Raw genomic sequence first — 26,718 nt, 5'->3', positions numbered from 1 at the left:
CTCATTAGCCCACCTTAAACGGTGGGTTTTTTTCAGCTGTTCGGGTCGCTCCTGCTGCTGATCAGCCTCTGATACTTGAAAGTCTCCACACGTGATGCGTATTTTGTACGTCCAGCTACGGAGCGCTCCGTAAGAAAAAGGAAGGATTCGAGTCATGACCAGCGATGGCCACAAAACGCTCGCACAGCGATTGACGGGCATTGATGAAGTTGAATGCATCACCCCTGATTTAAATGGAATACCCCGCGGCAAAGTGATGACTGCCGAAGGCTTCCTTGAAGGTCGGCGCTTGCAGATGGCCCGGGGTGTTCTGTTGCAATGCATCATGGGCGGGTATCCGCCTTCGCGTTTTTACGGCAGCGATGACGGTGATGTGGCAATGATCCCCGATGCGCAGCAGATCCATCGCTTGCCGTGGAGTGTCGAGCCTCGCGCGCTGGTGATTTGTGATACCGAAGAGCTGGGCGGTGGCGCCTGTAACCTGTCTACCCGAAGCTTGCTCAAGGCAGTGATCGCTCGTTACGCCGAGCGTGGACTGGCACCGGTGGTTGCTACCGAGCTGGAGTTTTTTGTCTTTGCGCCAAATCCCGATCCGGCCAGGCCTTTTCAGCCGCCAGCCGGAATCGATGGCCGTCGCGAGGAAGGGTACTCAGCGTTCAGTGTCAGTTCCAACAATGGTCTGCGGCCGTTCTTCAGCGAAGTCTATAAATGCATGGCTGCACTGGGGCTGCCCCGTGACACCTTCATGCATGAAATGGGTGTCAGCCAGTTCGAGATCAATCTGCTTCACGGCGATCCGCTGCTGCTCGCCGATCAGACGCTGCTGTTCAAGCACTTGCTAAAGGAAGTGGCGCTCAAGCATGGTTTGATCGTGGTGTGCATGGCAAAACCGCTGGCGCATACGGCGGGCAGTTCGATGCATATTCATCAGAGTGTGGTTGACTCGGTCACTGGCGCGAATGTGTTTAGCGATGAGCAGGGCGAGCCAACGGCGCTGTTTCGGCAGTTCATTGCCGGTCAGCAAGCCTGCATGGCTGACTTCACGGCGCTGTTTGCCCCGAATGTGAACTCATATCAGCGCTTGTGTCATCCGTTTGCGTCGCCGAATAACGCCTGCTGGTCACATGACAATCGGTCGGCGGGATTACGTATTCCGGCCAGTGGACCGGCAGCCAGACGCGTTGAAAACCGGCTGCCGGGGGCTGATGCCAACCCTTATCTGGCGATAGCTGCAAGTCTGGCAGCGGGGCTTCATGGTATCGATCAGCAACTGGAGCCGACGGCCCCGACCCAGGGCGACATCCATGTGCCGGATGAATTGTCATTGCCATGTACCTTGCATGCCGCTCTGGAGCGTCTGAAACGCAGTCAGTTGGCCAAGGAACTGTTTGGCGTTGAGTTCATCGAAGGCTACATCGCATCGAAGACCCTGGAACTGACCAGCTTTTTTGATGAAATCACCCCCTGGGAACGGCGCATTCTGGCTGCCCAGGCTTAAGAATCGTGTTTCAGGAGCCGTCCATTTCGGCGGCTCCTAATTTTTGGAAAGTCGATGCGCCAAATCTGGAAGTCCTTTCAGGGTCTGTATTTTGCCTCCCTGATGATGTTGACCGGCTCCGGTCTTCTGAGTACGTACCTTGCCTTGCGATTGTCCGCTGACCAGGTCGATGGCCTGTGGATCGGTGCGCTGATGGCCGCCAACTACGTGGGGCTGGTGCTGGGTGGCAAGGTCGGGCATCGCCTGATCGGTCGTGTCGGGCATATTCGTGCCTATGCCACCTGTGCGGGTATTGTCGGGGCAGCGGTATTGGGCCTTGGCCTGATTGACTGGCTGCCAGCCTGGCTATTCCTGCGGATGATCGTGGGCCTGGGCATGATGTGCCAATACATGGTGATCGAGAGCTGGCTGAATGAGCAGGCAGCTCCCAAGCAGCGTGGCATGGTCTTCAGTGGCTACATGATCGCGTCCTACCTGGGTTTGGTGCTGGGTCAGATGATTCTGGTGGTCCACCCCGGATTGGGGCCAGAGCTGTTGATGTTGGTGGCGATGTGTTTTGCCTTGTGTCTCGTCCCTGTGGCGATGACCCGCAGCATTCACCCGGCACCCCTGCATCCCGCGCCTTTGGAGCCCCGCTTCTTTATCAGTCGGGTTCCGCAGTCGCTGACAACCGTATTGGGGGCGGGGCTTATCGTCGGTGCTTTCTATGGTCTGGCGCCTCTGTATGCAGCGCAACAGGGCCTGTCGACCGAGCATGTCGGTATGTTCATGGCTTGCTGTATTCTGGCCGGCCTGCTGGTTCAGTGGCCACTGGGGCTTCTTTCTGACCGTTATGATCGTGCTCAACTGATGCGAGCTTTTGCCGGCGTCCTGACGGTCGTGGCGTTGCCTTTGGCAATCCTGCCCAGCATGCCGCTGGAGGTGTTGTTTGTCGTCGGCTTCATTGTGTCGTTGATTCAATTCAGCCTTTACCCGCTGGCCGTCGCGTTCGCCAACGACCACGTGGAAGGTGAGCGCCGGGTGTCGCTGACGGCAATGTTGCTGATGACTTTCGGCATTGGCGCCAGTATTGGTCCGCTGGCGGCAGGTGCGCTGATGAAGGCGCTAGGCAGCAATATGCTTTATGCCTTCGTCTGCCTGACTTCACTGGCGCTGGTGTTCCTGATCCGACCTAAAGCCGTGACTCACCTGCACCAGGTGGACGACGCGCCACTGCACCACGTCGCGATGCCGGACAGCATGTCCAGTTCGCCACTGGTGGTTGCGCTTGACCCGCGGGTTGATGAGCAGGTGGTTCAGGACCAGATGCAGACCACGGTTGAACCGGTGGTTGAACCGGCGCCTGAGGTTGAAGCGCCGGTTGAGGCCAGGACTGAAGGGGAGGCCGATGGGGTTGTGCAGGATGAGGAGATCAACCGGCCTTAGGCTCGTGAACACTATGTAAAATTACTAAATCGAAATGCATTTCCTGTAGGAGCCCGGTGTCCCCGACACGCGCTGTCTCGCGGCACACGGACCCTGTAGGAGTGAGCTTGCTCGCGATAACGGTATACCTGTTGGAAATTACCGTCTGGCCTGACGCCATCGCGAGCAAGCTCACTCCTACAGTTCCTGTGTCTGTTGCGCGACAGCGTGGTGTTAAGGACACCGTGGCGACCCCTACAGGTTCCGCGTCACTGCAGGCAGGATGAACAAAAAAGGCGATTACGCTCACCGCGCAATCGCCTTTTTTAACAGCCAAAGACAGCTGTCAGAAGTCGTCGTCCTTGTCGAAGCGACGGGCTTCACGCTGCAGTTGGTACACAAAACGTTCAACCTGACGCTGCACCAGCCCGCTCATGTTATGAAAACGGATCCCGGCGAAGGTGGTATTGACCCTTTCTTCGAAGTGCAGGTAACGCAATTCAACCGGGGCGGTCATGGTGCCGAACGGCAGTTGAGCAACGAAACGCTCATACACCTGGCCCAGCTGCATGCGTTCTGAAACATCGCCCTCAAAGCGAAGCTTGCAACCCGTCGCCGAGATATCCAGCAATTTGCCGCTTAAAGGGAATTTGAGTCGGTCGCCGCCCATCTCGATGCTGACCAGTTGGGCCAGTTTCAGTGCTGCACGGAACGCGTTACGACGCTGGTGATAGATAACTTCAGTTGGCAACGGACCGCGGTAGAAACGTTCGCCGTTGACTTCATGAATGGTCATCTGGTTGTTGCTTTCCCAGGCGATGCGTACGCCGTCATGAAAGCCTTCGACCCGGTAAGCTTCGCCGTTGGCGAGGAATTTTTCGCCGTCACGGGGGATCATTTCATCGAGGGCAATGACATCGCTTTCGCGGTCGACCTCAATCAAATAACTTTGAAAACGTTGTGTGCGCTCATGAAAAGTGATGATCAGGGGATCATGACTTTCAAGTAGCAGCCGCAAATTGGCGGCAATTTCCAAAGGCGTATTCAGTACCTTTGGGGGCTGCGGAGCATCGTCCGCGCTTGAGCCATTCACTTTTTTCCATCTCCAGGCAAAATACGACAGCAATGCAATTGCAGGCATCTTGCCAGCATGCAAAGCGCCTTGATACAGAAAACTACGCTTGGCTTAACGGCCGTGGTTTTGCACGGCCCGATGTCGACCCACGATTGTCATACAACGTGGGCATGTCACCGGTCAGTATCCGCAGTTGATGCGCAGTAGAAGCCTGCTGCATAACGATAGAACTGCCATTCTGTGTGTTGACGAGCTGGCACTGAGTAATCACTGCGCTCAACTCGTCGCCTGCCTTGATCAACTGTTCGCCCAGCGATGAGCTGGCAGCAAGCGCGCTCAGCCCCTTGCGGTCCGGACTCAGTCCTAACCCACTAAGGATCTGGCTGCGTTTGCGGCCATGCTGTTCGAGCAATACCACCAGCGCCTGCTTTTTAGCCAGAACGTGCTCCATCTCGACCATGTCGCGGCCGATCAGGGCAAGGGATTCTGCCTGCAGTATTTCCAGCAATTGCTGGGCCGGGACCATGTCGTCGGTCATCAGTTGGAGCAAAGTAGTGTCTTGCATCGCATGCTCTGGTTTTTAAGCGTCCAGAAGATACCGCGCGAGCATTGGGCTAGCGCGAAGCTTCGAAATTAAGCAGCTTGCTGGCTACACGGTTGCTGTCCACTTTATAGCTGCCGTCTGCGATCGCTTGTTTCAACTCCGCCACGCGGGCGCTGTTGACGGTCGGCAGTTCGCCCAGCTTGTCAGTGATCTTTTGCAACTGTTGAGACTCACTGCTCAGTTTTACGGATTCGCCGGTGCTGGCGGTTTTTTCCAGTGCGCCGGTTTTAACCGCTGCTTCTGTCTTGCCTGTTTCTTTAACGCTGTTGGTACGTGTAGTGCCGCTAACCGCGTTGCCGCTGTTCAGTCTGTTGAAGTCAATGACCATGATAAAAACCTCTGGGTAATTGGACGCTTGCCATGGTTTCGACCAAATGCAAAAAAACTTTAGCCTGCTAAGTGAAATCCATTTGCGTTTTGCGCAGCCAATGGACCTCGAACCGCAGAAGTTGTTTCGCAGTCTAGGAAAAACAAGCGTTTCACGCCAGTGTTCTATCGCGCCGCATTGCTGATCACATAGGGGCCTCCACCTGTCCAGGCCCGGTAATGTTGGCCTTTATGATGCGCTTCGAGTTTAGATTCTTGACCCGTATCTGTTCGTTGAACGTCCCGTCAGACAACGCTTCGCCCGGCATCCGCACGGAGATGGAGCCGCTGCGAGCGGTGATCACCACCTGATCACCCTTTTTAACCATCTGGGGCTGTTCCAGAAAGTTGGGTGCAATGATTTGATCGATGACCATTGGTCGGAGGATCTTCTGTCCTATCGCCTGATCTTCGGCAGATAGAAATCCCTGACCCAGCAAACCGATGTCGCGCTCGCGCATGGCGATGTCCTGCTCGGTAACTACCGCGTCACGCTTGAGTGGACGAACGGCAGTCACCACATTGCGGAATAACCGCACCTGGGCGGGCACAAACACCGTCCAGGGCGACGAGCCCTCGCAGCGGACCCGGGTAGTCACGCGGCCTACGGGGCGCGGGCTTTCCAGGCTTGCTGTCAATTCCTTGTCGCAAAAAGGCATGCGCAGACGCGGGTCCAATTGACGCACTTCAATTTCATACCGCCCTTCGATCTGGGCAGTCGCCAAATAGTCTTCAACTGTGAATTCAAGAAACCCCTGAGTGACGCCGATAAGTTGTTCAGGCAATGTGAAACTGTCTGCCCGGCTGGTATTCACCAAGGCAGAAAGACACAGCAAAGCCAGCGAACAGAGCAAGATGCGGTTCTTGAAGATGGCGTGTCGGGAAATTGTCGTTTTTGCATTCATGACGTATGAAAAGCAAGGCCCGTGCCGCTTACCTGACCAGGTGCTGTGGCGATGGTTACTTTGATAGGGGAGTCGCAGCATGGCCGGTGTAATGGATTCAGTGAACCAGCGAACACAGCTGGTTGGGCAGAATCGCCTTGAGCTCTTGTTGTTCCGTCTCAATGGCAAACAGCTTTATGGGATCAACGTCTTCAAGGTGAAGGAGGTGCTGCAATGCCCCAAGCTCACTGTGATGCCCAAATCCAGTCGGATTGTGCGCGGCGTTGCCAACATTCGTGGCGGGACGATCCCGATTCTCGATCTCGCCATGGCAACCGGTTTGCCAGGACAGATGTCGATTGATAACGCGTTCGTGATCATCACTGAGTACAACACCAAGGTTCAGGGTTTTCTGGTGGACTCGGTTGAGCGCATCGTGAACATGAACTGGGAAGAGATCCATCCGCCACCCAAGGGAACGGGTCGCGATCACTACCTGACGGCAGTGACGCGGGTCGATAACCAGTTGGTGGAAATCATCGACGTCGAGAAAATTCTTGCGGAAGTGGCACCGATGTCGGAAGCCGTGTCTGTCGGTGTGATCGACGAGGAAACCCATCACAAAGCCATTTCTCTGCGAGTGCTGACGGTCGATGACTCGTCAGTGGCGCGCAAACAGGTCAGCCGCTGTCTACAGACTGTTGGCGTGGAAGTGGTTGCGCTCAACGACGGTCGTCAGGCACTGGATTACCTCAAGCAGATGGTCGCTGAAGGCAAGAAGCCTGAAGAAGAATTCCTGATGATGATTTCCGACATCGAGATGCCGGAAATGGACGGCTACACGCTTACCTCCGAGATTCGTAATGACCCTCGGATGCAAAAATTGCACATCGTTTTGCATACTTCTCTGTCAGGTGTGTTCAATCAGGCTATGGTGAAGAAAGTTGGCGCGGATGACTTCCTTGCCAAATTCCGGCCTGATGATCTCGCAGCACGCGTTGTGGACAGAATCAAGGCAGCAGACATCAGCTAGGAACGTCGTTCCTGGTGGTTTTACATGATTTGAGAGGCGGCATTTTGGCTACGGGTAATTTGGATTTCGAGCAGTTCCGGGTATTTTTGGAAAAAGCCTGTGGCATCCTTTTGGGTGAGAACAAGCAGTACCTGGTTTCCAGTCGCCTCAACAAGTTGATGGAACAGCAAGGCATCAAAACCCTTGGGGAGCTGATTCAGCGTATCCAGTCACAGCCACGCAGCGGTTTGCGCGAGCAGGTGGTGGATGCGATGACCACCAACGAAACCCTGTGGTTTCGCGACACCTATCCGTTCGAGGTGATGAAGAACAAGGTGCTGCCCGAAGCGATCAAGGCTGCTCCCGGTCAGCGTCTGCGCATCTGGTCGGCAGCCTGCTCTTCGGGTCAGGAACCGTACTCGCTGTCGATGACCATCGACGAGTTTGAGCGCAGCAATTCCGGGCAGTTGAAGAACGGGGCGCAGATTGTTGCCACTGACTTGTCGGGGTTGATGCTCACCAACTGCAAGTCGGGTGAGTACGACAGCCTGGCAATCGGTCGGGGTTTGTCTCCGGACCGCTTGCAACGTTACTTCGACGTCAAGTCGCCGGGGCGTTGGGTGGTCAAGGCTCCGATCAAGAGCCGGGTCGAGTTTCGTGCCTTTAACCTGCTGGACAGCTATGCGAGCCTCGGCAAGTTCGACATCGTCTTTTGCCGCAACGTGCTGATCTACTTCTCGGCCGAGGTGAAGAAAGACATCCTGCTGCGTATTCACGGCACGCTCAAGCCGGGCGGCTATCTGTTCCTCGGTGCGTCCGAGGCGCTGAATGGTCTGCCGGATCACTACCAGATGGTGCAATGCAGCCCGGGGATTATTTACCAGGCGAAGTAAGCTCTTGTGCTGTTCAGGAAAGGGACCTTAGGGTCTCTTTTTTTGTTTTGGTAGTGGCGATTGATTGATGTCAGGTCTGTTGAGTCGGTGGTGTTCTTATCGCGGGCAAGCCTCGCTCCCACATGAGATTGCGTTCTGCCTGTGGGAGCGAGGCTTGCCCGCGATAAGAACACCATAGAACTCAGCACATTTGACTCCACCCTGGCAACTTTACGGCACTTACCTTGCCGCTTATGCCGCTCTCAGCGGAAATGACTTGCCGCTTTTCTGTCATCCCTCCTGCCGCTCAGCCCTGCAGCCCTTTGAAACAGGGCATTTCCTAAACTGGCACGCTGATTGCTATGTCTCTATCAAGAAAATCTGGTCAACCGGTAAAGGTTTCCCGAAATGAGTATTAGCTTCGATAAAGCGCTAGGCATTCACGAAAAGGCACTCAGCTTCCGCGCTCAGCGTGCCGAAGTCCTGGCTAACAACATCACCAACGCCGATACGCCGAACTACAAGGCGCGTGATCTGGACTTCTCTTCCGTGCTGGCCGCCGAAAGCGACAAAGTCAGCAACGGCAAGTTTGCGATGAATATGACCAACAACCGTCATATCGAAGCTGAAGGCATGGGCAACACTGACGGCACACTGATGTACCGCACGCCGTCGGCACCGTCGCTGGATCAGAACACCGTCGATGCTCAGGTGGAAGGCGCCAACTACGCGGAAAACTCCGTCGGTTTCCAGGCCAGCTTCACTTTGCTCAACAGTAAATTCAAAGGGCTGGTTGCAGCTCTTCGTGGAGAGTAATTCATGTCTCTAGCCAACGTCTTCAACATTGCCGGTAGCGGCATGAGTGCTCAGACCACTCGGTTGAACACCACCGCCAGTAACATCGCCAACGCCGAGACTGTGTCTTCGAGCATGGACCAGACTTATCGCGCCCGTCACCCGGTGTTCGCGACCGTTTTCCAGCAAAGCCAGCAGGGCGGCGGTTCGCTGTTCCAGGATCAAGGTGAAGCCGGTCAGGGCGTACAGGTCAACGGCATCATTGAAGATGCTTCCAACCTCGAAGCGCGCTACGAGCCGAATCATCCGTCTGCCGATGGCAATGGGTACGTGTACTACCCGAACGTGAACGTCGTTGAAGAAATGGCCGACATGATTTCCGCCAGTCGTTCGTTCCAGACCAACGCGGAAATCATGAACACCGCCAAATCCATGATGCAAAAAGTCCTGACCCTCGGTCAGTGATAAGGGGCGCGTAAATGGCCGTTGAAAACGATGTATCCGCGAAATTCATAAGTACGCTGCAAAACCCTACTGCAACCAAGACCAGTTCCAACGACGCGTTGGGCAAAGATGCTTTCCTGCAGTTGCTGGTTACTCAGATGAAGAACCAGAACCCGCTCGAGCCACAGGACAACGGTGAGTTCGTTGCCCAGTTGGCGCAGTTCAGCAGCCTGGAAAGCATGCAGAACCTGACGACCACGGTAGACGGCATTGCTGGCCTCTATCAGTCCTCGCAAGCACTGCAAGCTTCTTCTCTGGTAGGCCGTTCAGTAATTGTGAATGCGGGTTCAACCTCGGTTGATACCACGAAGGGCATGACGGGTTCTGTAGTTGTGCCTTCTTCCAGCACGACAACCAACGTCAAGATTTATGACGCGCAGATGAATCTGGTCAAGACCGTGGACATGGGTAGCCAGTCTGCGGGTACCTCAAGTTTCACTTGGGACGGCACCAACGAAGCGGGTGAAAAAGTCGCTTCCGGCAACTACAGCTTTGTGGCTTCAGGCTCTCTGGACGGTGCTGCGACAGGTCTCGCCACGTATCTGCCTGCCACGGTCAACAGTGTGACCACCGGGGTCAATGGTGGGGAAATGATGCTTAACCTGGCGGGCGGTCAAACTATCGCGCTGTCCAAAGTACAAACTATCGGAATTTAGAGCCGACTCGACGGCGAAGGAGTGTTACATGTCATTCAATACCGGTCTTAGTGGGCTCTACGCAGCAAATAAAAGTCTCGACGTAGCAGGCAACAACATTGCCAACGTTGCAACCAACGGGTTCAAAGCTTCCCGTGTGGAGTTTGCTGATCAGTACGCGCAATCCATTCGCGGTACTTCCGGCAATACCAACGTTGGCAGTGGCGTAAGAACCGCTGCAGTGTCCCAGCAGTTTACTCAGGGCACCTTGACTACCGGCACCGCCAACAGCCTCGACCTGGCGATTAACGGTAACGGTTTCTTCATGATCAGCAACAATGGCGAGAAGCTGTACACTCGCGCAGGCGCTTTTCATACCGATAAGGAAGGTTACGTCGTTAACAGTTCCGGCATGAACCTGCAGGGCTATAACGTTGATGCCAACGGTAACGTGGTAACGGGGGTCTCCCAAAACCTGCGGGTCGATTCTTCGAACCAGGCGCCAAATCCGACTGCTAAGATCTCGCTCGCGTCGAACATGAACTCTACCGCGACGGTGCCTGCTGTCACTCCGTTCGATCCGAGTAATACCGCTTCTTACAATTTCCCTATCAGCACTGCGATCTATGACTCGCAGGGGAACCAGCACACCCTGGACCAATACTTTGCCAAGTCCGGCACTAACACCTGGACGATGTACTCGCTGATTGATGGCCGTAGCATCAGTGACCCTGCCAACGCTGATCTGGCGACCGCTACCACTCCGGATCAGACGGTATTGAGCTTTGACTCTGCAGGGGCACTGATTACTGACCCGTTGCCGACGTCGACTGCGAACGTCGTGGTCAATACTGACGGTACCTTCCAGATATCCAACTGGGATCCGGCTTACAACGCGGGCACTGCGACGGTTCCAAACTGGGTTGATAACGGTGCGGCGGCTGCTGTCGGCGGTATCCAGCTGGACATGCTGTCGACTACTCAAACGGCTTCTGTGTCGGGCGCTATCACCAAGTCTCAGGATGGTTATGCGACCGGTCAGATCAGTTCCATGAGCGTTGACGCTACCGGTAACCTGTTTGCCAGTTATACCAACGGTCAATCCAAGGTGATTGGTCAGGTTTCGCTGACCAACTTCGCCAACGTGCAGGGTCTGTCTCCAGCCGGTGGTACCAACTGGCGTGAAACCTTCGCCTCAGGCGTTCCGGTTACCGGTGCTCCTCAGTCGGGTACGCTGGGCGAAATTTCCGGCCAGGCGCTGGAAGACTCCAACGTTGACCTGACAATGGAGCTGGTTAACCTGATCAAGGCACAAAGTAACTATCAGGCGAACGCGAAGACCATCTCTACGCAAAGCACTATCATGCAGACCACTATCCAGATGACGTGATAAACGTCGCTGTATACGCTGCTTGAAGAGCCCCTTTTCGAAGGGGCTTTTTTATGGGCGTTAAATAATAAACGGCGTCCTACATTTGAATATTAATTTCCAGATCGGTCACTCAACGACTATGGAAATTTCCTACTCGCGATAATGTGAGAATAAAAACTCCTCAATAAAAGCCGTCGACGGTAAAAGGGAGTTTCAATGTCGTTTAATATTGCTATTGGTGGAATAAAAGCTGCTAACAAACGGCTTGAAGTAGCGGGCAATAATATTGCCAACGCCGGAACGGTTGGCTTTAAATCCTCGCGTGCGCAATTTTCCGCGTTGTATTCGTCTTCACACTTGGGAAGTGGGCAGAACGCTGCGGGTGATGGTGTGCGTTTATCGGAGGTGCGGCAGAACTTCAACCAGGGTGACACCATGACCACTTCGGGCCGTGCCCTGGATATGCGGATCCAGGGCAATGGTTTCTTTGTAGTGAGTGAGCGCGGCTCGCTGGCTTATACGCGTGCCGGAGCATTCCTCAAGAATGCCGACAATTTCATCGTCGACAGCGAAGGCGCGCGTTTGCAGGGATACGCGGCCAACGAGAGAGGCGAGATCATGACGGGAGTACGCAGTGATCTGAAGATTAATGCTTCCAATATTGAGCCCAAGGCAACCTCGAAAATTGCCGAAACAGTCAATCTGGATACGTCGCTGCCGTCCCTTGCACAGTTGCCTGCCTTTGATCCGGACAACCCTGCGACTTACACGCGCATGACCAGCCGAACCATTCAGGACGCAGGCGTCGCGCCAGCCCCGCCTGTGGATCACGAGCTCAAGCAGTACTTCGTCAAGACCGACGAGAATCAATGGTCGATGTATGTATTGGTGGATGGTCGTAATCCCGTCGACCCTGGCAGCACGGCTCCGCAGCATGTCACGTTGGAGAAAGCGGCAAACGGAACGCTGCAATACTCTGGCAACACACAACATATCCGGAAGGTATCGGACACCGAGTTTTCGCTGCATGGCTGGCGGCCCGCCAAAGAAGTGAACGGTAATTGGGTTTTCAATGGTGCTGCAGATGGCGGGGCGGTGTCTTTGTCCCTGAACGATGGCGCGGCAAGTGCCCTCGATGACAGCGATCCTGTGATGGTCCGGCCTGTGCCGGTCTTCGATCCCACCAATCTGAAGACCTACAGCAGGGTATTCGCCAACGCGATCTTTGACGGGCAGGGCAATCAGCACGAGTTGAAGAAATACTTCGTCAAGGACGGGACTAACAGCTGGCGGATGCATGTGTTGATTAATGACCGTAATCCTCAGGCGCCCGAGTCCACAGAGCCTATGACGGCCAACGTTGTTTTCAATCGGGACGGCTCATTGAAGTCGCTGGTCGGTATGCCGGGAATGACCGGCAACGGTACAGATAGCCTGCAGCTCGAGGGCTGGGTGCCGGCAATTGTTCGTGATCGCGGGACCAGTCGTGAGAGCTGGGTATCCAACGGTGCGGCGGGCAGCGATGGCGGTATTGCCATCGATTTGACGGGGTTGCGCCAGCACAACGGTGCTTCGAATCGTTCGGCACAGCAGGTGGATGGACATCCTTCGGGGAAATTAAGCGGTTTGACCATGGGCCGCGATGGCGTGCTGCGGGCGGGTTTTACCAACGGTCTTACCCGTGATGTCGGTCAGGTAATGCTTGCCAGTTTCGCTAATCTTCAGGGGTTACAGCCGCAGAGTGACACGCGCTGGAGTGAGACGCGTGCGTCCGGGCCTGCCAATTTTGATGAGCCGGGTGTCGGGACGCTGGGGGTCATCATTGGTCAGTCGCTGGAGGGTTCCAACGTGACGCTGGCTGATGAGTTGATTGAGTTGATTCAGGCGCAGACGGCCTATCAGGCGAACTCTAAAGCGATTTCAACCGAGGTGACGTTGATGCAGACGTTGATTCAGTCGACCTGATCAGATTGAGCAGTCGGACTTGATAAAGGAGCCGTTCAGTCGCTTCCAGCCCTCGCCGGGGCTGGTTTGCGCGCAGACGATGCGGTCCGCACCTTGCCACCGGTAATAGCGGGCGTTTTTCGCTTGTACAGTGATGCTTGCCAATGCAATGGATGCGGCAAGGATCAAGGTAAAACCTGCATGAGCTTTCATGTCGGTTGGCTGGTGCTCTCGGGGTAAGTGCTGGGTGTAAGACTATCACTGTGTGGGGGGCTACAGATCTTTTATGTCTTGTGTACATATCCGTTGTCGCGTTCATGGCTTCTATTGGTTGCGCCCTTACGGCGCCTCACTTTTGGGCCCAAAAGTAAGCAAAAGGCTTTTACCCCACCACTAGGTGCCTCGCTGTCGCTCGGTGTACCCGCCCGCAGATCCTGAACCGTGGGCCGCCGCAACGGGCCATCCATGGCCCAATGCGGCTAACCCGGCGTCCTGCCGGGTTGCCCACGCTTCAGAATCTGCGTTCGGCCATCGTGGTTTAACGGGGCGCCTCAGATCAAAATCAAAAGCGCGGCGGCCTGACAGCCGACCTGATTGTGTGAACTTGCCGATGTCCTGTAGGAGATCGCTCTGTGCCCTGACACAGCGCTGTCGCGCAGCAAACACGGATCCTGTAGGAGTGAGCTTGCTCGCGATAACGGTTGACCTGTTGAAAAGTTACCGCCTGGCCTGACGCTATCGCGAGCAAGCTCACTCCTACAGAAAAAGCATTTAAATTCAGTTAGTTATTTTGTGTTTGATGAGAGCTGCCGAAGGCTGCGAAGCGGTGTGTCAGACAACGTCTGTGTTGGCTGTGCTGACGTCTCGCGAACAAGTTCGCTCCTACCGGTCCGAGGTGAAACCCCTGCTTTTGATCTGCTTTTGATCTGCTTTTGATCTTGATCTTGGGCGCCCCGTTAAACCACGCTGGCCGAACGCAGATTCTGAAGCGTGGGCAACCCGGCAGGGACGCCGGGTTAGCCGCACCGGGCCATGGATGGCCCATTGCGGCGGCCCACGGTTCAGGATCTGCGGGCGGGTACACCGAGCGACAGCGAGGTGCCAAGTGGTGGGGCAAGAGCGTTTTGCTTACTTTTGCGCTCCATCAAAAGTGAGGCGCCGTAAGGGCGCAACCAATAGAAGCCATTACCGCGACAACGGATATGTACACAAAATCGCCATACAAAAACACACAGCGTAGTTTTTTTGGCGGCCCATCCGACCCCTCGAAGCAAATGTGGCAATCCGCCGCCGCATTTCCATCCCGTACTTCAGTCCTCACGACGAGCACGCCTGTTTTTGCTGAACAATCAGTGCTTTGTATCAACGCCGACAAGTTGGTCCGGATATTGCTATCTCCCTGTTAGAACAGCTACAGACGGCAAACGTCTGTCAGAGGAGGAAGACTGTGGACAAGTTGCTTTACGTCGCGATGAGCGGTGCATCTGAAAACGCCGTTGCGCAAAAGGCTCATGCCAACAACCTGGCTAACGTCTCGACAAACGGCTTCATGCGCGACCTTGAACAAGCGCGCTCGATGCCAGTGTTTGGCGAGGTTCAGCCTTCGCGTGCCTACGCGATGAGCGAACGTCCCGGTACTGACTTCAGTGGCGGCGCAATGATCCAGACCGGTCGTGATCTCGACATCGCGGTCAAGGGCGATGGCTGGATTGCCGTTCAGACACCTGATGGTGGCGAGGCTTATACACGCAGTGCAGGCATGAATATCGATGCCGTCGGCGTGCTTCGGGCTGGCAATGGTTTGCCGGTCATGGGCAACGGCGGTCCTATCGCCGTGCCGCCGCAACAACAGATTGAAATCGGCGCTGATGGGACCATCAGCGTTCGTTCCCTGGGCGAGAGCGCTCAAGTCATGGCTCAGGTCGACCGTATCAAGCTCGTCAGACCTGATATGAAAACCATGGAAAAAGGCCCAGATGGCCTGATCCACCTGAAGAGCGGTGCAGCGGCTCCAGCCGACGCCAACGTTCAGGTCGAGTCGGGCTTTTTGCAGGCGAGCAACGTCAACGCCGTGGAAGAAATGACTTCCGTTCTGGCCTTGTCCCGCCAATTTGAATTGCACGTCAAGATGATGAAAACCGCTGAGCAGAACGACGAATCCGCCACGCGCATCTTGCAGGGCTAACCATTGACAGCTTGCGTCGATAAACCGACGCACGAGGAGAGAAAGAATGCTTCCTGCACTATATGTCGCGAAAACCGGTCTCGCCGCTCAGGACATGAACCTGACGACCATTTCCAACAACCTGGCAAACGTCTCGACCACGGGTTTTAAAAGTGATCGCGCCGAGTTCCAGGACCTGCTCTATCAGATCAAGCGTCAGCCGGGTGCTCAGTCGACCCAGGACAGCGAACTGCCGTCCGGTCTGCAGCTGGGTACTGGTGTGCGCATCGTCGGTACGCAGAAAAACTTCACCGCCGGTAGCCTGGAAACCACCGAAAACCCACTGGATATCGCAGTGAACGGTCGTGGCTTCCTGCAGATCATGCAGCCTGACGGCACCATCGCCTACACCCGTGACGGTACGTTTCACCTGGACGGCAACGGCCAGATCGTGACCGCCAATGGTTATGCGCTGGAACCCGCCATCGTCGTACCGCAGAACGCCCAGACCTTCACCGTAGGTCAGGACGGTACTGTTTCGATCACCTTGGCCGGTGCGACTGCAACGCCACAGATTATCGGCAACATCCAGACGGCTGACTTCATCAACCCGGCTGGTCTGCAAGCGCAAGGTGGCAACCTGTTCCTGGAAACTGCATCCAGCGGTGCGCCGCAAGTCGGAACGCCTGGCCTGAACGGCCTGGGTACGACTTTGCAGAACACTCTTGAAGCTTCCAACGTCAGCACCGTTGAAGAGTTGGTCAACATGATCACCACTCAGCGTGCTTACGAGATGAACTCGAAAGTGATCTCGACGGCTGACCAGATGCTGCAGAACCTGACGCAGAACCTGTAACGCTTTGATCGACCTGTTTGACCTGTTGCTGTACCCGCTCAATTCGATACGGCGCCTGCCCGGCGCCAGTTACACCGCGAGGTTTTAAGTGTCATGAAACGGCTATCTGTTCTGCGGTTTTCTGTGTTGGTGGTGCCATTCTGTGGAATCGCTCTGCTGGCAGGCTGCGTTGCGCCTAATGCCAAGCCTAATGACCCTTATTACGCGCCGGTGATGCCGCGTACGCCGCTGCCTGCTGCAGCGAACAACGGCTCGATTTATCAGGCGGGTTTCGAGCAGAACATGTATGGCGACCGCAAGGCCTTCCGGGTCGGCGACATCATCACTATTACCTTGTCGGAGCGGATGGCCGCCAGCAAGGCTGCAAGCTCGGGCATCTCCAAGAACAGCACGGCGAACATCGGTTTGACCTCGCTGTTCGGTTCTGGGCTGACCACCAACAACCCGATTGGCAGTAACGATTTGAGTCTCGGCGCTGGCTACAACGGCGCACGCACCACTGCCGGTGACGGCAAGGCTGCCCAGAGCAACAGCTTGACCGGTTCGGTCACGGTGACCGTTGCCGACGTCATGCCCAACGGCATTCTGGCGGTTCGCGGCGAGAAGTGGATGACGCTGAACACCGGTGACGAACTGGTGCGCATCGCCGGTCTGGTTCGTGCTGACGACATTGCGACTGACAACACCGTTTCGTCCACTCGTGTGGCCGACGCGCGCATTACGTATTCAGGTACTGGTGCATTTGCCGATTCGAGCCAGCCAGGCTGGTTTGACCGGTTCTTCCTCAGCCCGTTGTTCCCTTTCTGATAGCGGGATAAACATGATCAATCTCAAGCAATTGCTCGCGGCAGCACTGCTGTTGTCTACCGCGTTCGGCGCCCATGCCGAGCGTTTGAAGGACATCGCCAGTATTTCCGGCGTACGGGCCAACCAGTTGATCGGTTACGGCCTGGTCGTGGGTCTCAATGGCACGGGTGACCAGACCACTCAGACCCCGTTTACCTTGCAGACTTTCAACAACATGCTGGCCCAGTTTGGTATCAAGGTGCCAACCGGTTCCGGTACCGTGCAGTTGAAAAACGTCGCGGCAGTAGCGGTGTACGCAGACTTGCCCGCGTTCGCCAAACCAGGCCAGACCGTTGATATCACCGTGTCGTCGATCGGTAACTCGAAAAGCCTGCGCGGTGGTGCGCTGTTGATGACGCCGATGAAAGGTGTCGACGGCAACGTCTATGCAATCGCTCAGGGCAACCTGGTCGTCGGCGGCTTTGATGCTGAAGGCCGGGACGGTTCGAAGATCACCGTCAACGTGCCGTCGTCCGGTCGTATTCCGGGTGGTGCATCGGTTGAGCGAGCAGTGCCGAGCGGCTTCAATCAGGGCAATACGCTGACGCTGAACCTCAACCGTTCGGACTTCACTACCGCAAAGCGCGTAGTGGACAAGATCAATGACCTGCTCGGCCCTGGCGTTGCCCAGGCGCTCGACGGCGGCTCTGTTCGTGTGACCGCGCCGCTGGATCCGGGTCAGCGCGTTGACTATCTGTCGGTGCTGGAAAACCTCGAAATCGATCCGGGCCAGACCGCCGCTAAAGTCATCATCAACTCGCGTACCGGCACCATCGTGATCGGTCAGAACGTCAAGGTTTCGCCTGCCGCCGTGACTCACGGCAGCCTGACGGTGACCATCACCGAAGACCCGATTGTCAGTCAGCCAGGGCCGCTCTCCAATGGCCAGACGGCTGTGGTGCCACGCTCCAAGGTCAATGCTCAGCAAGAGCTGCACCCGATGTTCAAGTTCGGCCCTGGCACCACGCTGGATGAGATTGTTCGTGCCGTTAACCAGGTGGGCGCTGCTCCCGGCGACTTGATGGCAATCCTTGAAGCATTGAAACAGGCCGGCGCATTGCAGGCCGACCTGATCGTGATCTGAGGACACTGTTAATGGACATGCCAAAGAGCCCGGTTTCTTCAGGTATCGACTCAGGTGCGTACACCGACCTCAATCGTCTGAGCTCGTTGAAAACCGGTGACGTGAACAGCGATGCCAACCTGAAAAAGGTTGCGCAGGAGTTCGAGTCGCTGTTCGTCAGTCAGATGCTCAAGGCAATGCGCTCTGCCAACGAAGTGCTGGCCAAGGACAATCCGATGAATACCGCCGCAACCCGGCAGTATCAGGACATGTATGACCAGCAGTTGTCCGTGACGTTGTCCGGGCGGGGCAATGGTATCGGCCTGCAAGACGTGCTGATGCGTCAATTGTCCAAGACTCGCAACATGCACACGGCTGCTACCGCTGATGCGGCAAAAGGCGATGCTTCGACTGCCGCCAACGGTCTGGCTGCCAGCGTTCAGCAACGTCCGCTGTGGGCGACGCGTTCGGCCGCGAGTGACAGGACCGCTGCAGTGGCAGAAGGGCGCAACGATGTGGCAGCGCTCAATTCCCGCCGCTTGGCATTGCCCAGCAAACTTACTGATCGTCTGCTGGCGGGCATCGTGCCGTCGGGTGCTACTGAGCTGTCGCCTATTGCTCGCAACAACGTGGCCAGTAAAGGCACAGGCAGTGGAAACGGCGACTGGACCATGGACCCGAATCTGGCGCCAGCGACCCCGCAATACGTGCGCAGTATTGCTCAGCCGCCATTGGCTCCGGCCAAACGTGCGTTCGGCAATTCCGATGAGTTCATGGCGACCATGTTGCCACTGGCCAAGGATGCTGCTGCGCGCATCGGCGTCGATCCGGCGATCCTGGTGGCGCAAGCCGCACTGGAAACCGGTTGGGGCAAGTCGATCATGCGTCAGCAGGATGGCAGCAGCAGTCACAACCTGTTCGGTATCAAGGCGACGGGTAGCTGGGATGGCAAGCAGGCGCGGGCAATTACCAGCGAGTTCCGTGACGGCAAGATGGTCAAGGAGACGGCGGATTTCCGTTCCTATGACTCCTATGCAGACAGCTTCCACGACCTGGTCAGCCTGTTGCAGAACAACAATCGCTATAAAGAAGTCGTGAATTCTGCCGATAACCCTGAACAGTTTGTAAAAGAATTGCAGAAGGCTGGATACGCTACGGATCCTGACTATGCCAGCAAGATTTCGCAGATTGCGAAACAGATGAAGAGTTACCAGAACTACGCCGCCGCTACGGGCTCTTCCACGACTTTATAAGGTTTTAATCATGTCGCTGCTTTCAATTGGGTTGTCGGGTCTGTCCGCGAGTAGTGCGGCGATGAACACCATCGGTAATAACACGGCTAACGTGGATACCGCGGGTTATTCGCGTCAGCAGGTCATGACCACTGCTTCGTTGCAGCAGAATCTGGGTGCTGGCTATATCGGTACCGGGACCACGCTGTCCGACGTTCGTCGGATCTACAACAGCTACATGGACGCCCAATTGCAAACCAGTACCGCGCTGAGTGCCGATGCGGTGGCTTATTCAGGGCAAGCTTCCAAGACCGATACCTTGCTGTCGGACAGCGCCACGGGTGTTGCAACGGCACTGTCGCAGTTTTTCACCCAGTTGCAGGGTGTATCGAAACTCGCTACTGACTCCAACTCCCGGCAGCTGTTCCTGACCCAGGCAGGCGCGTTAAGTGCTCGTTTCAACTCGATCAGCTCACAACTGAGTTCGCAGAACGGCTCGGTTAACAGCCAGTTGTCTTCCACGGCCGATCAGGTCAACAAGCTGTCGTCGACTATTGCCTCGCTCAACAAGCAGATCACCTCGGCGACTGCGACCGGCGCGACACCCAATACCATGCTGGACTCGCGTAACGAGGCCGTGCGTCAGCTCAATGAGCTGGTCGGTGCCAAGGTGGTCGAGACCAACGGCAGCTTCGATGTCTACATCGGTACCGGGCAGTCCCTGGTCACTGGCAGCACTGCGTACACAATGACTGCCGCACCGAGTGCGACCGATCCGCTGCAATACGGCCTGAAGCTGACTTACGGCACCGCGAATGTAGACGTGACGTCGGTGATCACTGGCGGCACCATCGGTGGCCTGTTGCGTTATCGCAGCGAGGTCTTGACCCCGGCTACCAACGAACTAGGCCGGATGGCGCTGGTGCTTTCCGATCAGGTCAACAGTCAGTTGAATCAGGGCATCGACCTCAACGGCAACTTTGGCTCCAATCTGTTCAGCAGCATCAACGACCCGAGCCAGACCAGCCAGCGCAGTATCGGTCGTTCGACCAACACCGCCGGCTCGGGCAATCTTGATGTCACGATCACTGACACCAGTAAACTGACCTCCAGCGATTACGAGGTTGTTTTCAACGACAGCGGTGACAACAAGAAATTTATTGTTCGGTCTTTGCCTGACGGCACGTCGGTCGGCAGTGGCAGTCTGGATGACAATCCGCCCAAGCAGTTCGATGGCTTCTCGGTCAGCCTCAATGGCAACGACATGGGGTTTGGTGACAGCTTCAAGTTGACGCCGACCCGCAATGCGGCCTCGGCATTGTCAACCGTGATTTCCGATCCGCGCACTGTCGCTGCGGCGGCACCGCTGACGGCGACTGCCGCAGCAGGCAATTCGGGTACCGGTACTTTTACCCAGCCGACACTCACGACTAAATCGAATATTTACGACACCACGGCAACGGCTGACCTGCGTAATGCAATCACCAGCTCGACGCCGCTGAAGCTGCTGTTCGGTACCGCGTCAGGGGGTGTTCAGAGCTATCAGTTGCTGGACGCTCAGGGCAACGCGGTGCTGGACAAGACCGGTACCGCCATCACCGGCAATATCGTGCCAGGGCAAAGCAACACGCTGACCTTTAATGTGGGTTACACCGACTCTGCCAGCGCTGCTCAGTCCTTTTCGTTCGATATGACCATTGCGGGTGCGCCCAACAGCAATGATGCCTACAACGTTGCTCTGACCGGCGCGGGGTCTGCTGACAACCGCAACGCGACTGATTTGCTGACGCTGCAGACCAAGCAGACCGTAGGTGTCAACGGTACCGTTGGGCAGAGCATGTCGGCTGCTTATGGCACTCTCGTTTCAAACGTCGGTTCCGCGGCTGCTCAGGGGCTTAGCGATACGACTGCGACTGCCGCACTGTTGACCCAGTCAAAAAATTCGCGCGACGCAGTATCCGGGGTTTCCCTTGATGAGGAAGCCGCCAACCTGATCAAGTATCAGCAGTACTACACAGCGTCTTCGCAGATCATCAAAGCGGCGCAATCCATTTTCAGCACGCTGATCAACAGTCTTTAAGGGGGCGTAATCCATGCGTATTTCAACTGCTCAGTTTTACGAAACCAGTACCGCCAATTACCAGCGCACCTATGCCAAGGTAAACCAGACGGGCGAAGAGGTCTCCAGCGGGATCAAGCTCAATACTGCTGCCGATGATCCGGTCGGTGCCGCGCGAGTGCTGGCATTGTCCCAACAGAACTCGATGCTGACTCAGTACGGTTCCAACATCAGTACGATTGGCACCAACGTGACCAAGTCAGAAACGGCGTTGGGCAGTATCAAAGATGCGCTGCAAAGGGCGTCTGAGCTGATTATTGCTGCAGGTAACGGTACTTACACAGACAACGACCGTAAATCCGCCGCCAGCGAATTGAAAGCGGTGCAGACCCAGATTCTGGGGCTCATGAACAGCCAGGATGCCAACGGCGAGTACCTGTTTTCCGGCTCGAAGACGACGACAGCACCTTATTCCCTGAATTCGGATGGCACGTATTCTTACAACGGTGACCAGACCTCCATCAACCTCGCCATTGGCGACGGCTTGAGCGTTGCGAGCAACACTACAGGCTGGGACGCTTTCGAAACGGCGGTCAACACCACCCGTACCTCGTCGACTCTGACGTCGCCTGGAACCAATGACGGCAAGATCAGCCTGTCCGGGGGTATCGTCAGTTCCAATGCCGCTTATTCGGCAGAGTATCTGGCAGGGCAGCCCTACGAGCTGACCTTTCTGAGCAGCACGCAGTACAAGATCACGAGTCTTGCGACCAACACTGACGTCACTATCGATGCCAGCAGCGGGGGTAATTTCTCTTCGGCAAATGCTGGGTCCCAGACGGTTAATTTTCGTGGCGTACAGTTTTCCCTCAATGTGAACCTTACGGATGCCGAACGGGCTGATCCGGCGCTTGCTGACGCGGCTATTGCCGGGCCTCCTGAGCGTACCTTCACTCTGGCGGCTACGACAGACAAAATCAGTACTACGCGCAGCAACGGCAACACGTCGGGTGCAGTGATCACTGATGCGGCAGTGGGTAACACTGCTTTAGAGTTGGCGGCGTATAACAATACGTTCCCTGCCGGTGGCGCGGTCCTCAAGTTCACCTCGGCTACCGACTACGCGCTGTATGCATCGCCGATCACCAGCAGCAGCACGCCGGTTTCCAGCGGCACGATGACGCTGACACCACCGAACACGACCATCAGTGCTTCCGGTATTAATTTCACAATCAATGGTACGCCTGACATCAATGACCAGTTCGTGGTCAAGGGTGGTACTCAGCAGACCCAGAACGTGCTCAATACCCTTTCATCGGTGATCACCGCGCTGAGTACCCCGGCCGACGGAGACCCACAGGCCGCCCAGAAATTGCAGGCTGCTCTGGATTCTGCCCTCGGTAACATCACCAGCGGCACCGAGAGGGTTTCAACCGCCATTTCCGCCGGTGGTGCCCGTCAGTCCCGTGCCGATGCTCAGGGCATAACCAATGATCTGCTCAAGGGCAACAACACGCTGGAGCAGGGTAAGATTACCGACTCCGATCCGGTGGATGCTATCGGGCGTTTGACCATGCAGCAGACCATGTTGACGGCTTCGCAGTTGGTATTTACCAAGCTGGCGCAGTTGAATCTGTTCAGTCAGTTGTAAGTGCAACGCCGCAGAAATGCGGCGCATCGCCGAGCAAACCGTCTTTTTTCAGCGGTTAAGGGGCTTGATCCGTAAGGCAGGCCCGCCGCTCGTGAGTATGTCCAGTGAATCCAGCTCCTCTCGTCAGTATCGTCATCCCCGCCTACAACCCGCGCTTTTTCAACGCTGCACTGGTCAGTGCCCTGCACCAGACGTATTCCAATCTTGAAGTCATCGTCTGTGATGACAGTCGCGGCAGCGAAATCAAGTCCATCTTCGATTCGTTGAGCGACGCCGCGAGCGTCAGCCTTCGCTACGTGCGTAACGCCGAGCATCTGGGCCTGACGGGTAACCTGCTGGCCTGCTTAAATGAAGCACAGGGCGAGTTCATCAAGTTTCTCTGTGATGATGATCTTGTTTTCCCCAGCTGTATCGAAGCTCAGGCCAATGCACTGATAGAGCAAGCCGATGCTAGCCTGGTTTGTGCACAGCGAATGCTCTGGGATGCGGACAACATACAGCTTCCGCAGCGTCTGGAAAATGACGTGATCTGTCCGCACAGTTCGATCCTCAAGGGCGATGATCTGCTGGCGATTATCGAGTCTTTCCCGGTCAATTTTCTGGGTGGGTTCAGCAGTACTTTATTCCGGCGCACCGATATTCAGGAGCTGCTGCCAGCCCTGACCCAGCCGGATCATTGCTTTGTCGCAAGCCTGGATTTTGCTTTGTATGTTTGCCTGTTGCGTCGCGGCAACCTCGTGCTGCTCAACGATATCCTCAGCGTGGAGCGGTTGTACCCCGATCGCTTGAGCACACAGCCGTCGATGAAGGACGCCGTGCGCGTCGAACGCGAATGGTTGCTGCAGATGCTCAAAGGGCGTAGTGGTGAGTCGGCACCGGCCCATGGCTGGGTTCGTTATCTGCCGCTGAGCCGGGCCCACGAGGCCCCGCGGATCTGGGAAGAGATTTGCATCAGCCGTTCGATGGGGACCCGGCAGACCACGCTTCCATGGCGAGTCGGCGTCAAGGCTCAGAGTTTTTCAGAGTTGTATGAGCAATGGCTGGCGTGTCGCTCCCTCTCCGCGGTGCAGCGCGACCTCTTGCCTGAGACCCTGGATGGATGGTCCTGGCAGCCAAAAATCGTCCCGGTGATCATTGATGATCAGGTCACTGGCGGCGAGCTGGCGGTAACCTTGCAGAGTCTCGAAGCGCAGGATTATCCGCCGCATCTGATGCTGGTGCTTTCCCGCAGCTGCACCGAGACCCTTCTGGAGGGTAATACGCTGCGCATGCCGCTGCAGAACAACTGGCAGCAACAGCTCAATGAGGTTTTGGGGCAGTTGCAGGGCGCGGACTGGTTTTATCTGCTACAGGCGGGCGACCGGGTTATCGCGCCGGCCTTGCTGGTGATGGCCGAGCGGATCGTCGCCTTTGCCGATGCCTTTTGCCTCTACAGTGATGAAGGCGGGCTGCGCGACAGTGAGTCTGTAGACCCGATCTTCAAGCCTGATTTCAACCTGGATCTGCTGCGCAGTTACCCCTACGTGGGCCGAATGCTGGCATTTAACCGCGAGCAGTTTCTTGCCGTCGGTGGCTTTGATGCAGGGTATGGCGAGCTGGCCCCTCACGATGTGCTCTGGCGTCTGGTAGAAACCCATGGCACCCATGTTGTGGAACACATCAGCAACATTCTGGTAGAGGCGCCGCTAGGTCTGTCTGGTTGGCTGGCCCAGCCGGAAGTGGTCGAGCAAAACCCGGCGGTGCTGCGCGCACATCTTCAGCGTCTGGGGGTTGAGCATGATCTGCGTCAGGGCAGCATGCCGCTGCTCAACCGGATCGATTACCAGCACGCAGCGCGCCCGCTGGTGTCGATCATCATCACCTGCAAGGATCAGATAGCGGCCTTGCAGCGATGCGCAGAAAGTCTGCTGGAAAAAACGGCCTACACAGAGTACGAGCTGTTGCTGGTGGACAATGGCAGCGAGCAGCCTGGCACCCTGGCCTGGCTGGAAGCCATGGCGCAGCTGGGCGGTGACAAGTTGCGCGTGTTGAGCTATCCGGAGCAGGGCAACACTGCCGCGCTTTATAACTTCGCTGCCGACCATGCCCGAGGCGATTATCTGCTCATGCTCAACGCCTTTGCGGTGGTGACCGAATCGGACTGGCTCGATGAGTTGCTCAACCACGGACAGCGTCCGGAGGTTGCAGTGGTGGGAGCCAAGCTGTTCGGTCCGTCTGGCAATGTCGTGCACGCCGGGTTGATCCTCGGGCTTCATGGTCCGGCAAGCTCAGCAATCAACGGAGTTACCGGTCGTGTGGCTGGTTACATGCACCGTTTGCAGGTTGCCCATGATCTCAGTGCGGTCGGGGCTGACTGTCTACTGGTGCGCAAGCAGGTGTTTGATGAGGTGGGCGGGCTGGATGAGTCAAGTTTTTCCAGCACCCTGGGCGATGTGGACCTGTGTCTGCGAATTCGCCAGCAAGGTTATCTGGTGGTCTGGACGCCTTATGCTCAACTGGCCCTTGGCAATCGACCGGTCACGGTCGATGCCGGGCTGGAGGAGCGCAAGGCTGTAGAGACGCAGACTTACTACAAACGGTGGTTGCCGATCATTGCCCGGGATCCGGCCTACAACGTCAACCTGTCACTGAATACCTTGGGTGGCGGTAGTTTTGGCCTTGACCCAGGGCTGGTTAATGGCTGGCGTCCGTTCGTGCGCAAGACGCTGCCAGTGGTCGCGGCCCTGCCTATCAATGCTGGTGCTGTTGGACATTACCGGGTGACTCAGCCATTGGCCGAGCTTCAGGCAGCGGGCAGGGCGGCAGGACAGGTTTACTACTCCACGCCGTCGATTATTGAATTCGAGCGGCTGGATCCGGACGTGATCATCCTGCAATGTCGCTACAGCGAAGGCCCGATCAATGAAATCGTGCCGATGAAAACCTACTCCAGGGCGCGGCGCATCTATGAACTGGATGACTACGTCATAGAGTCCACGAAGAAAAACCTGCATGCCCGCAACAAGCCTGAGCAGGAAGAAATGGAACGTATGGTGCGCCGCGCCATAGGTCTTTGTGATCGCGTGGTGGTCACCACCGAGTCGTTGGCCGACGCGCTCTCGAGCATGCACAACGATATTCGGGTGGTGCCGAATATGCTGGAGGCGTCCATGTGGAGCAATCTACGCAGCCGCCGCCGGACATCCAAAAAACCGCGGGTGGGTTGGGGCGGCGGCACCAGTCATAGCGGCGACCTGGAGATCATTGCCGAGGTTGTTCGCGAGTTGGCCGACGAGGTGGAATGGGTGTTCTTTGGCATGTGCCCCGACGAGTTGCGTCCTTACATCCATGAGTTTCATGGCGTCATCAGCCTAAGTGCTTACCCGGCCAAACTGGCCAGCCTGAACCTTGATCTGGCCCTTGCACCGCTGGAATTCCACATCTTCAACGACTGCAAGAGCAACCTGCGCTTGCTGGAGTACGGCGCCTGTGGCTATCCGGTAGTGTGTACCGACACTGCGGCCTATCGTGGTTATCTGCCCTGCACCCGGGTAAAGAGCAATAGCACCCAGGAATGGCTGGAGGCGATTCGCATGCACCTGGCCGACCCTGAGGCCAGCTATCGCATGGGTGATCAGTTGCGTGAGATGGTGCTTCGGGATTTCGTTCTGCGTAGCGATAACCTTGAACATTGGGTCAATGGCTGGCTGGCCGACTGATGCACCTCGACTGACCTTTTGTTGAAGCTGGCCTGGGCAATCCAGGCTGGCGCGCTTCCTGCATATTCCCCTTTATATCGTCATAAAACGTGTATTTGCGCCAGCCGATGAGCGCTATCCAGGTAGCGTTGACGGTTTGTCCAGATGGTTTGCAAAGCCCCCGAAAGCTCGACGGGGGCACTGT

At 56.3% G+C, this 26,718-nt stretch carries 22 protein-coding genes; 17 read left to right on the top strand and 5 right to left on the bottom strand.

Annotated features, from left to right (window positions below; genetic code table 11):
* Positions 1-256 precede the first annotated feature (256 nt).
* On the top strand, positions 257-1,498 hold the full coding sequence (locus tag K3169_RS21465) for a glutamine synthetase family protein (RefSeq protein WP_263272340.1): 1,242 nt from the start codon (positions 257-259) through the stop codon (positions 1,496-1,498).
* A 54-nt stretch (positions 1,499-1,552) separates the two neighbouring features.
* Positions 1,553-2,923 carry an MFS transporter gene (locus K3169_RS21460; RefSeq protein ID WP_263267907.1) on the top strand — a complete coding sequence of 457 codons (1,371 nt, stop codon included), beginning with the start codon at positions 1,553-1,555 and terminating at the stop codon, positions 2,921-2,923.
* A gap of 325 nt (positions 2,924-3,248) precedes the next feature.
* Here the strand turns inward: K3169_RS21460 and K3169_RS21455 are convergent, their stop codons facing one another.
* From K3169_RS21455 to flgA, 4 genes are all read right to left on the bottom strand, one after another.
* Positions 3,249-3,995, bottom strand: coding sequence for a flagellar brake protein (locus tag K3169_RS21455; RefSeq protein WP_099267516.1), 747 nt, complete (start codon positions 3,993-3,995; stop codon positions 3,249-3,251).
* 82 nt (positions 3,996-4,077) lie between these two features.
* The gene (locus K3169_RS21450; RefSeq protein WP_122396601.1) at positions 4,078-4,542 is read right to left on the bottom strand and encodes a flagella synthesis protein FlgN; all 465 of its coding nucleotides are present in this window, start codon (positions 4,540-4,542) and stop codon (positions 4,078-4,080) included.
* A gap of 49 nt (positions 4,543-4,591) precedes the next feature.
* Positions 4,592-4,909 (bottom strand): flagellar biosynthesis anti-sigma factor FlgM, encoded by a 318-nt coding sequence (gene flgM, locus K3169_RS21445; RefSeq protein WP_095094570.1) that lies wholly within the window; start codon positions 4,907-4,909, stop codon positions 4,592-4,594.
* Between the two features lie 184 nt (positions 4,910-5,093).
* A complete protein-coding gene (flgA, locus tag K3169_RS21440; RefSeq protein WP_099267378.1) occupies positions 5,094-5,852 on the bottom strand; it encodes a flagellar basal body P-ring formation chaperone FlgA in 759 nt (252 codons plus the stop codon).
* A gap of 79 nt (positions 5,853-5,931) precedes the next feature.
* Here flgA and K3169_RS21435 point away from each other — a divergent pair, with 79 nt between their 5' ends.
* The 7 genes from K3169_RS21435 (at position 5,932) to K3169_RS21405 (ending at position 12,986) form a co-directional block, all read left to right on the top strand.
* Positions 5,932-6,864, top strand: a complete 933-nt coding sequence (locus K3169_RS21435; protein WP_027902539.1) for a chemotaxis protein CheV — start codon at positions 5,932-5,934, stop codon at positions 6,862-6,864.
* A 44-nt stretch (positions 6,865-6,908) separates the two neighbouring features.
* On the top strand, positions 6,909-7,736 hold the full coding sequence (gene cheR, locus K3169_RS21430) for a protein-glutamate O-methyltransferase CheR (protein ID WP_027902538.1): 828 nt from the start codon (positions 6,909-6,911) through the stop codon (positions 7,734-7,736).
* 387 nt (positions 7,737-8,123) lie between these two features.
* Positions 8,124-8,531, top strand: coding sequence for a flagellar basal body rod protein FlgB (flgB, locus tag K3169_RS21425; RefSeq protein ID WP_099267377.1), 408 nt, complete (start codon positions 8,124-8,126; stop codon positions 8,529-8,531).
* Positions 8,532-8,534: 3 nt separating this feature from the next.
* The gene (gene flgC, locus K3169_RS21420) at positions 8,535-8,975 is read left to right on the top strand and encodes a flagellar basal body rod protein FlgC (RefSeq protein ID WP_027898659.1); all 441 of its coding nucleotides are present in this window, start codon (positions 8,535-8,537) and stop codon (positions 8,973-8,975) included.
* Between the two features lie 14 nt (positions 8,976-8,989).
* Complete coding sequence (locus K3169_RS21415) at positions 8,990-9,670, top strand: flagellar hook assembly protein FlgD (RefSeq protein WP_122704497.1); 681 nt, start codon at positions 8,990-8,992, stop codon at positions 9,668-9,670.
* 28 nt (positions 9,671-9,698) lie between these two features.
* Positions 9,699-11,039: a flagellar hook protein FlgE gene (gene flgE / locus K3169_RS21410; protein ID WP_122704499.1), complete on the top strand. Its 1,341-nt coding sequence runs from the start codon at positions 9,699-9,701 to the stop codon at positions 11,037-11,039.
* A 198-nt stretch (positions 11,040-11,237) separates the two neighbouring features.
* Positions 11,238-12,986 (top strand): flagellar hook-basal body complex protein, encoded by a 1,749-nt coding sequence (locus tag K3169_RS21405; protein WP_263267901.1) that lies wholly within the window; start codon positions 11,238-11,240, stop codon positions 12,984-12,986.
* Here K3169_RS21405 and K3169_RS21400 read toward each other — a convergent pair whose 3' ends face one another.
* Positions 12,987-13,178, bottom strand: a complete 192-nt coding sequence (locus K3169_RS21400; RefSeq protein WP_263267899.1) for a hypothetical protein — start codon at positions 13,176-13,178, stop codon at positions 12,987-12,989.
* Positions 13,179-14,412: 1,234 nt separating this feature from the next.
* On the opposite strand from K3169_RS21400, the gene K3169_RS21395 reads away from it, so the two are divergent.
* The 8 genes from K3169_RS21395 to K3169_RS21360 all read left to right on the top strand — a co-directional run bounded on the left by K3169_RS21395 (position 14,413) and on the right by K3169_RS21360 (position 26,534).
* On the top strand, positions 14,413-15,150 hold the full coding sequence (locus K3169_RS21395) for a flagellar basal body rod protein FlgF (RefSeq protein ID WP_027898280.1): 738 nt from the start codon (positions 14,413-14,415) through the stop codon (positions 15,148-15,150).
* A gap of 46 nt (positions 15,151-15,196) precedes the next feature.
* The gene (flgG, locus tag K3169_RS21390) at positions 15,197-15,985 is read left to right on the top strand and encodes a flagellar basal-body rod protein FlgG (protein WP_027898281.1); all 789 of its coding nucleotides are present in this window, start codon (positions 15,197-15,199) and stop codon (positions 15,983-15,985) included.
* 93 nt (positions 15,986-16,078) lie between these two features.
* Entirely contained in the window at positions 16,079-16,792 is a 714-nt protein-coding gene (gene flgH / locus K3169_RS21385; protein ID WP_027898282.1) for a flagellar basal body L-ring protein FlgH, read from the top strand.
* Positions 16,793-16,805: 13 nt separating this feature from the next.
* Entirely contained in the window at positions 16,806-17,915 is a 1,110-nt protein-coding gene (locus tag K3169_RS21380) for a flagellar basal body P-ring protein FlgI (protein WP_122396597.1), read from the top strand.
* Between the two features lie 11 nt (positions 17,916-17,926).
* Complete coding sequence (flgJ, locus tag K3169_RS21375) at positions 17,927-19,147, top strand: flagellar assembly peptidoglycan hydrolase FlgJ (RefSeq protein ID WP_122396596.1); 1,221 nt, start codon at positions 17,927-17,929, stop codon at positions 19,145-19,147.
* A 10-nt stretch (positions 19,148-19,157) separates the two neighbouring features.
* Positions 19,158-21,206 carry a flagellar hook-associated protein FlgK gene (gene flgK, locus K3169_RS21370; RefSeq protein WP_122396595.1) on the top strand — a complete coding sequence of 683 codons (2,049 nt, stop codon included), beginning with the start codon at positions 19,158-19,160 and terminating at the stop codon, positions 21,204-21,206.
* Between the two features lie 13 nt (positions 21,207-21,219).
* Positions 21,220-22,836, top strand: coding sequence for a flagellar hook-associated protein 3 (locus K3169_RS21365; protein ID WP_122396594.1), 1,617 nt, complete (start codon positions 21,220-21,222; stop codon positions 22,834-22,836).
* A gap of 104 nt (positions 22,837-22,940) precedes the next feature.
* Complete coding sequence (locus K3169_RS21360; RefSeq protein ID WP_263267893.1) at positions 22,941-26,534, top strand: glycosyltransferase; 3,594 nt, start codon at positions 22,941-22,943, stop codon at positions 26,532-26,534.
* The last annotated feature ends 184 nt before the right edge of the window (positions 26,535-26,718 follow it).

It is taken from the genome of Pseudomonas phytophila, from assembly GCF_025643095.1.
Classification (GTDB): Bacteria; Pseudomonadota; Gammaproteobacteria; order Pseudomonadales; family Pseudomonadaceae; genus Aquipseudomonas; species Aquipseudomonas quasicaspiana.
This window is presented reverse-complemented; position numbering and strand designations above follow the sequence as displayed.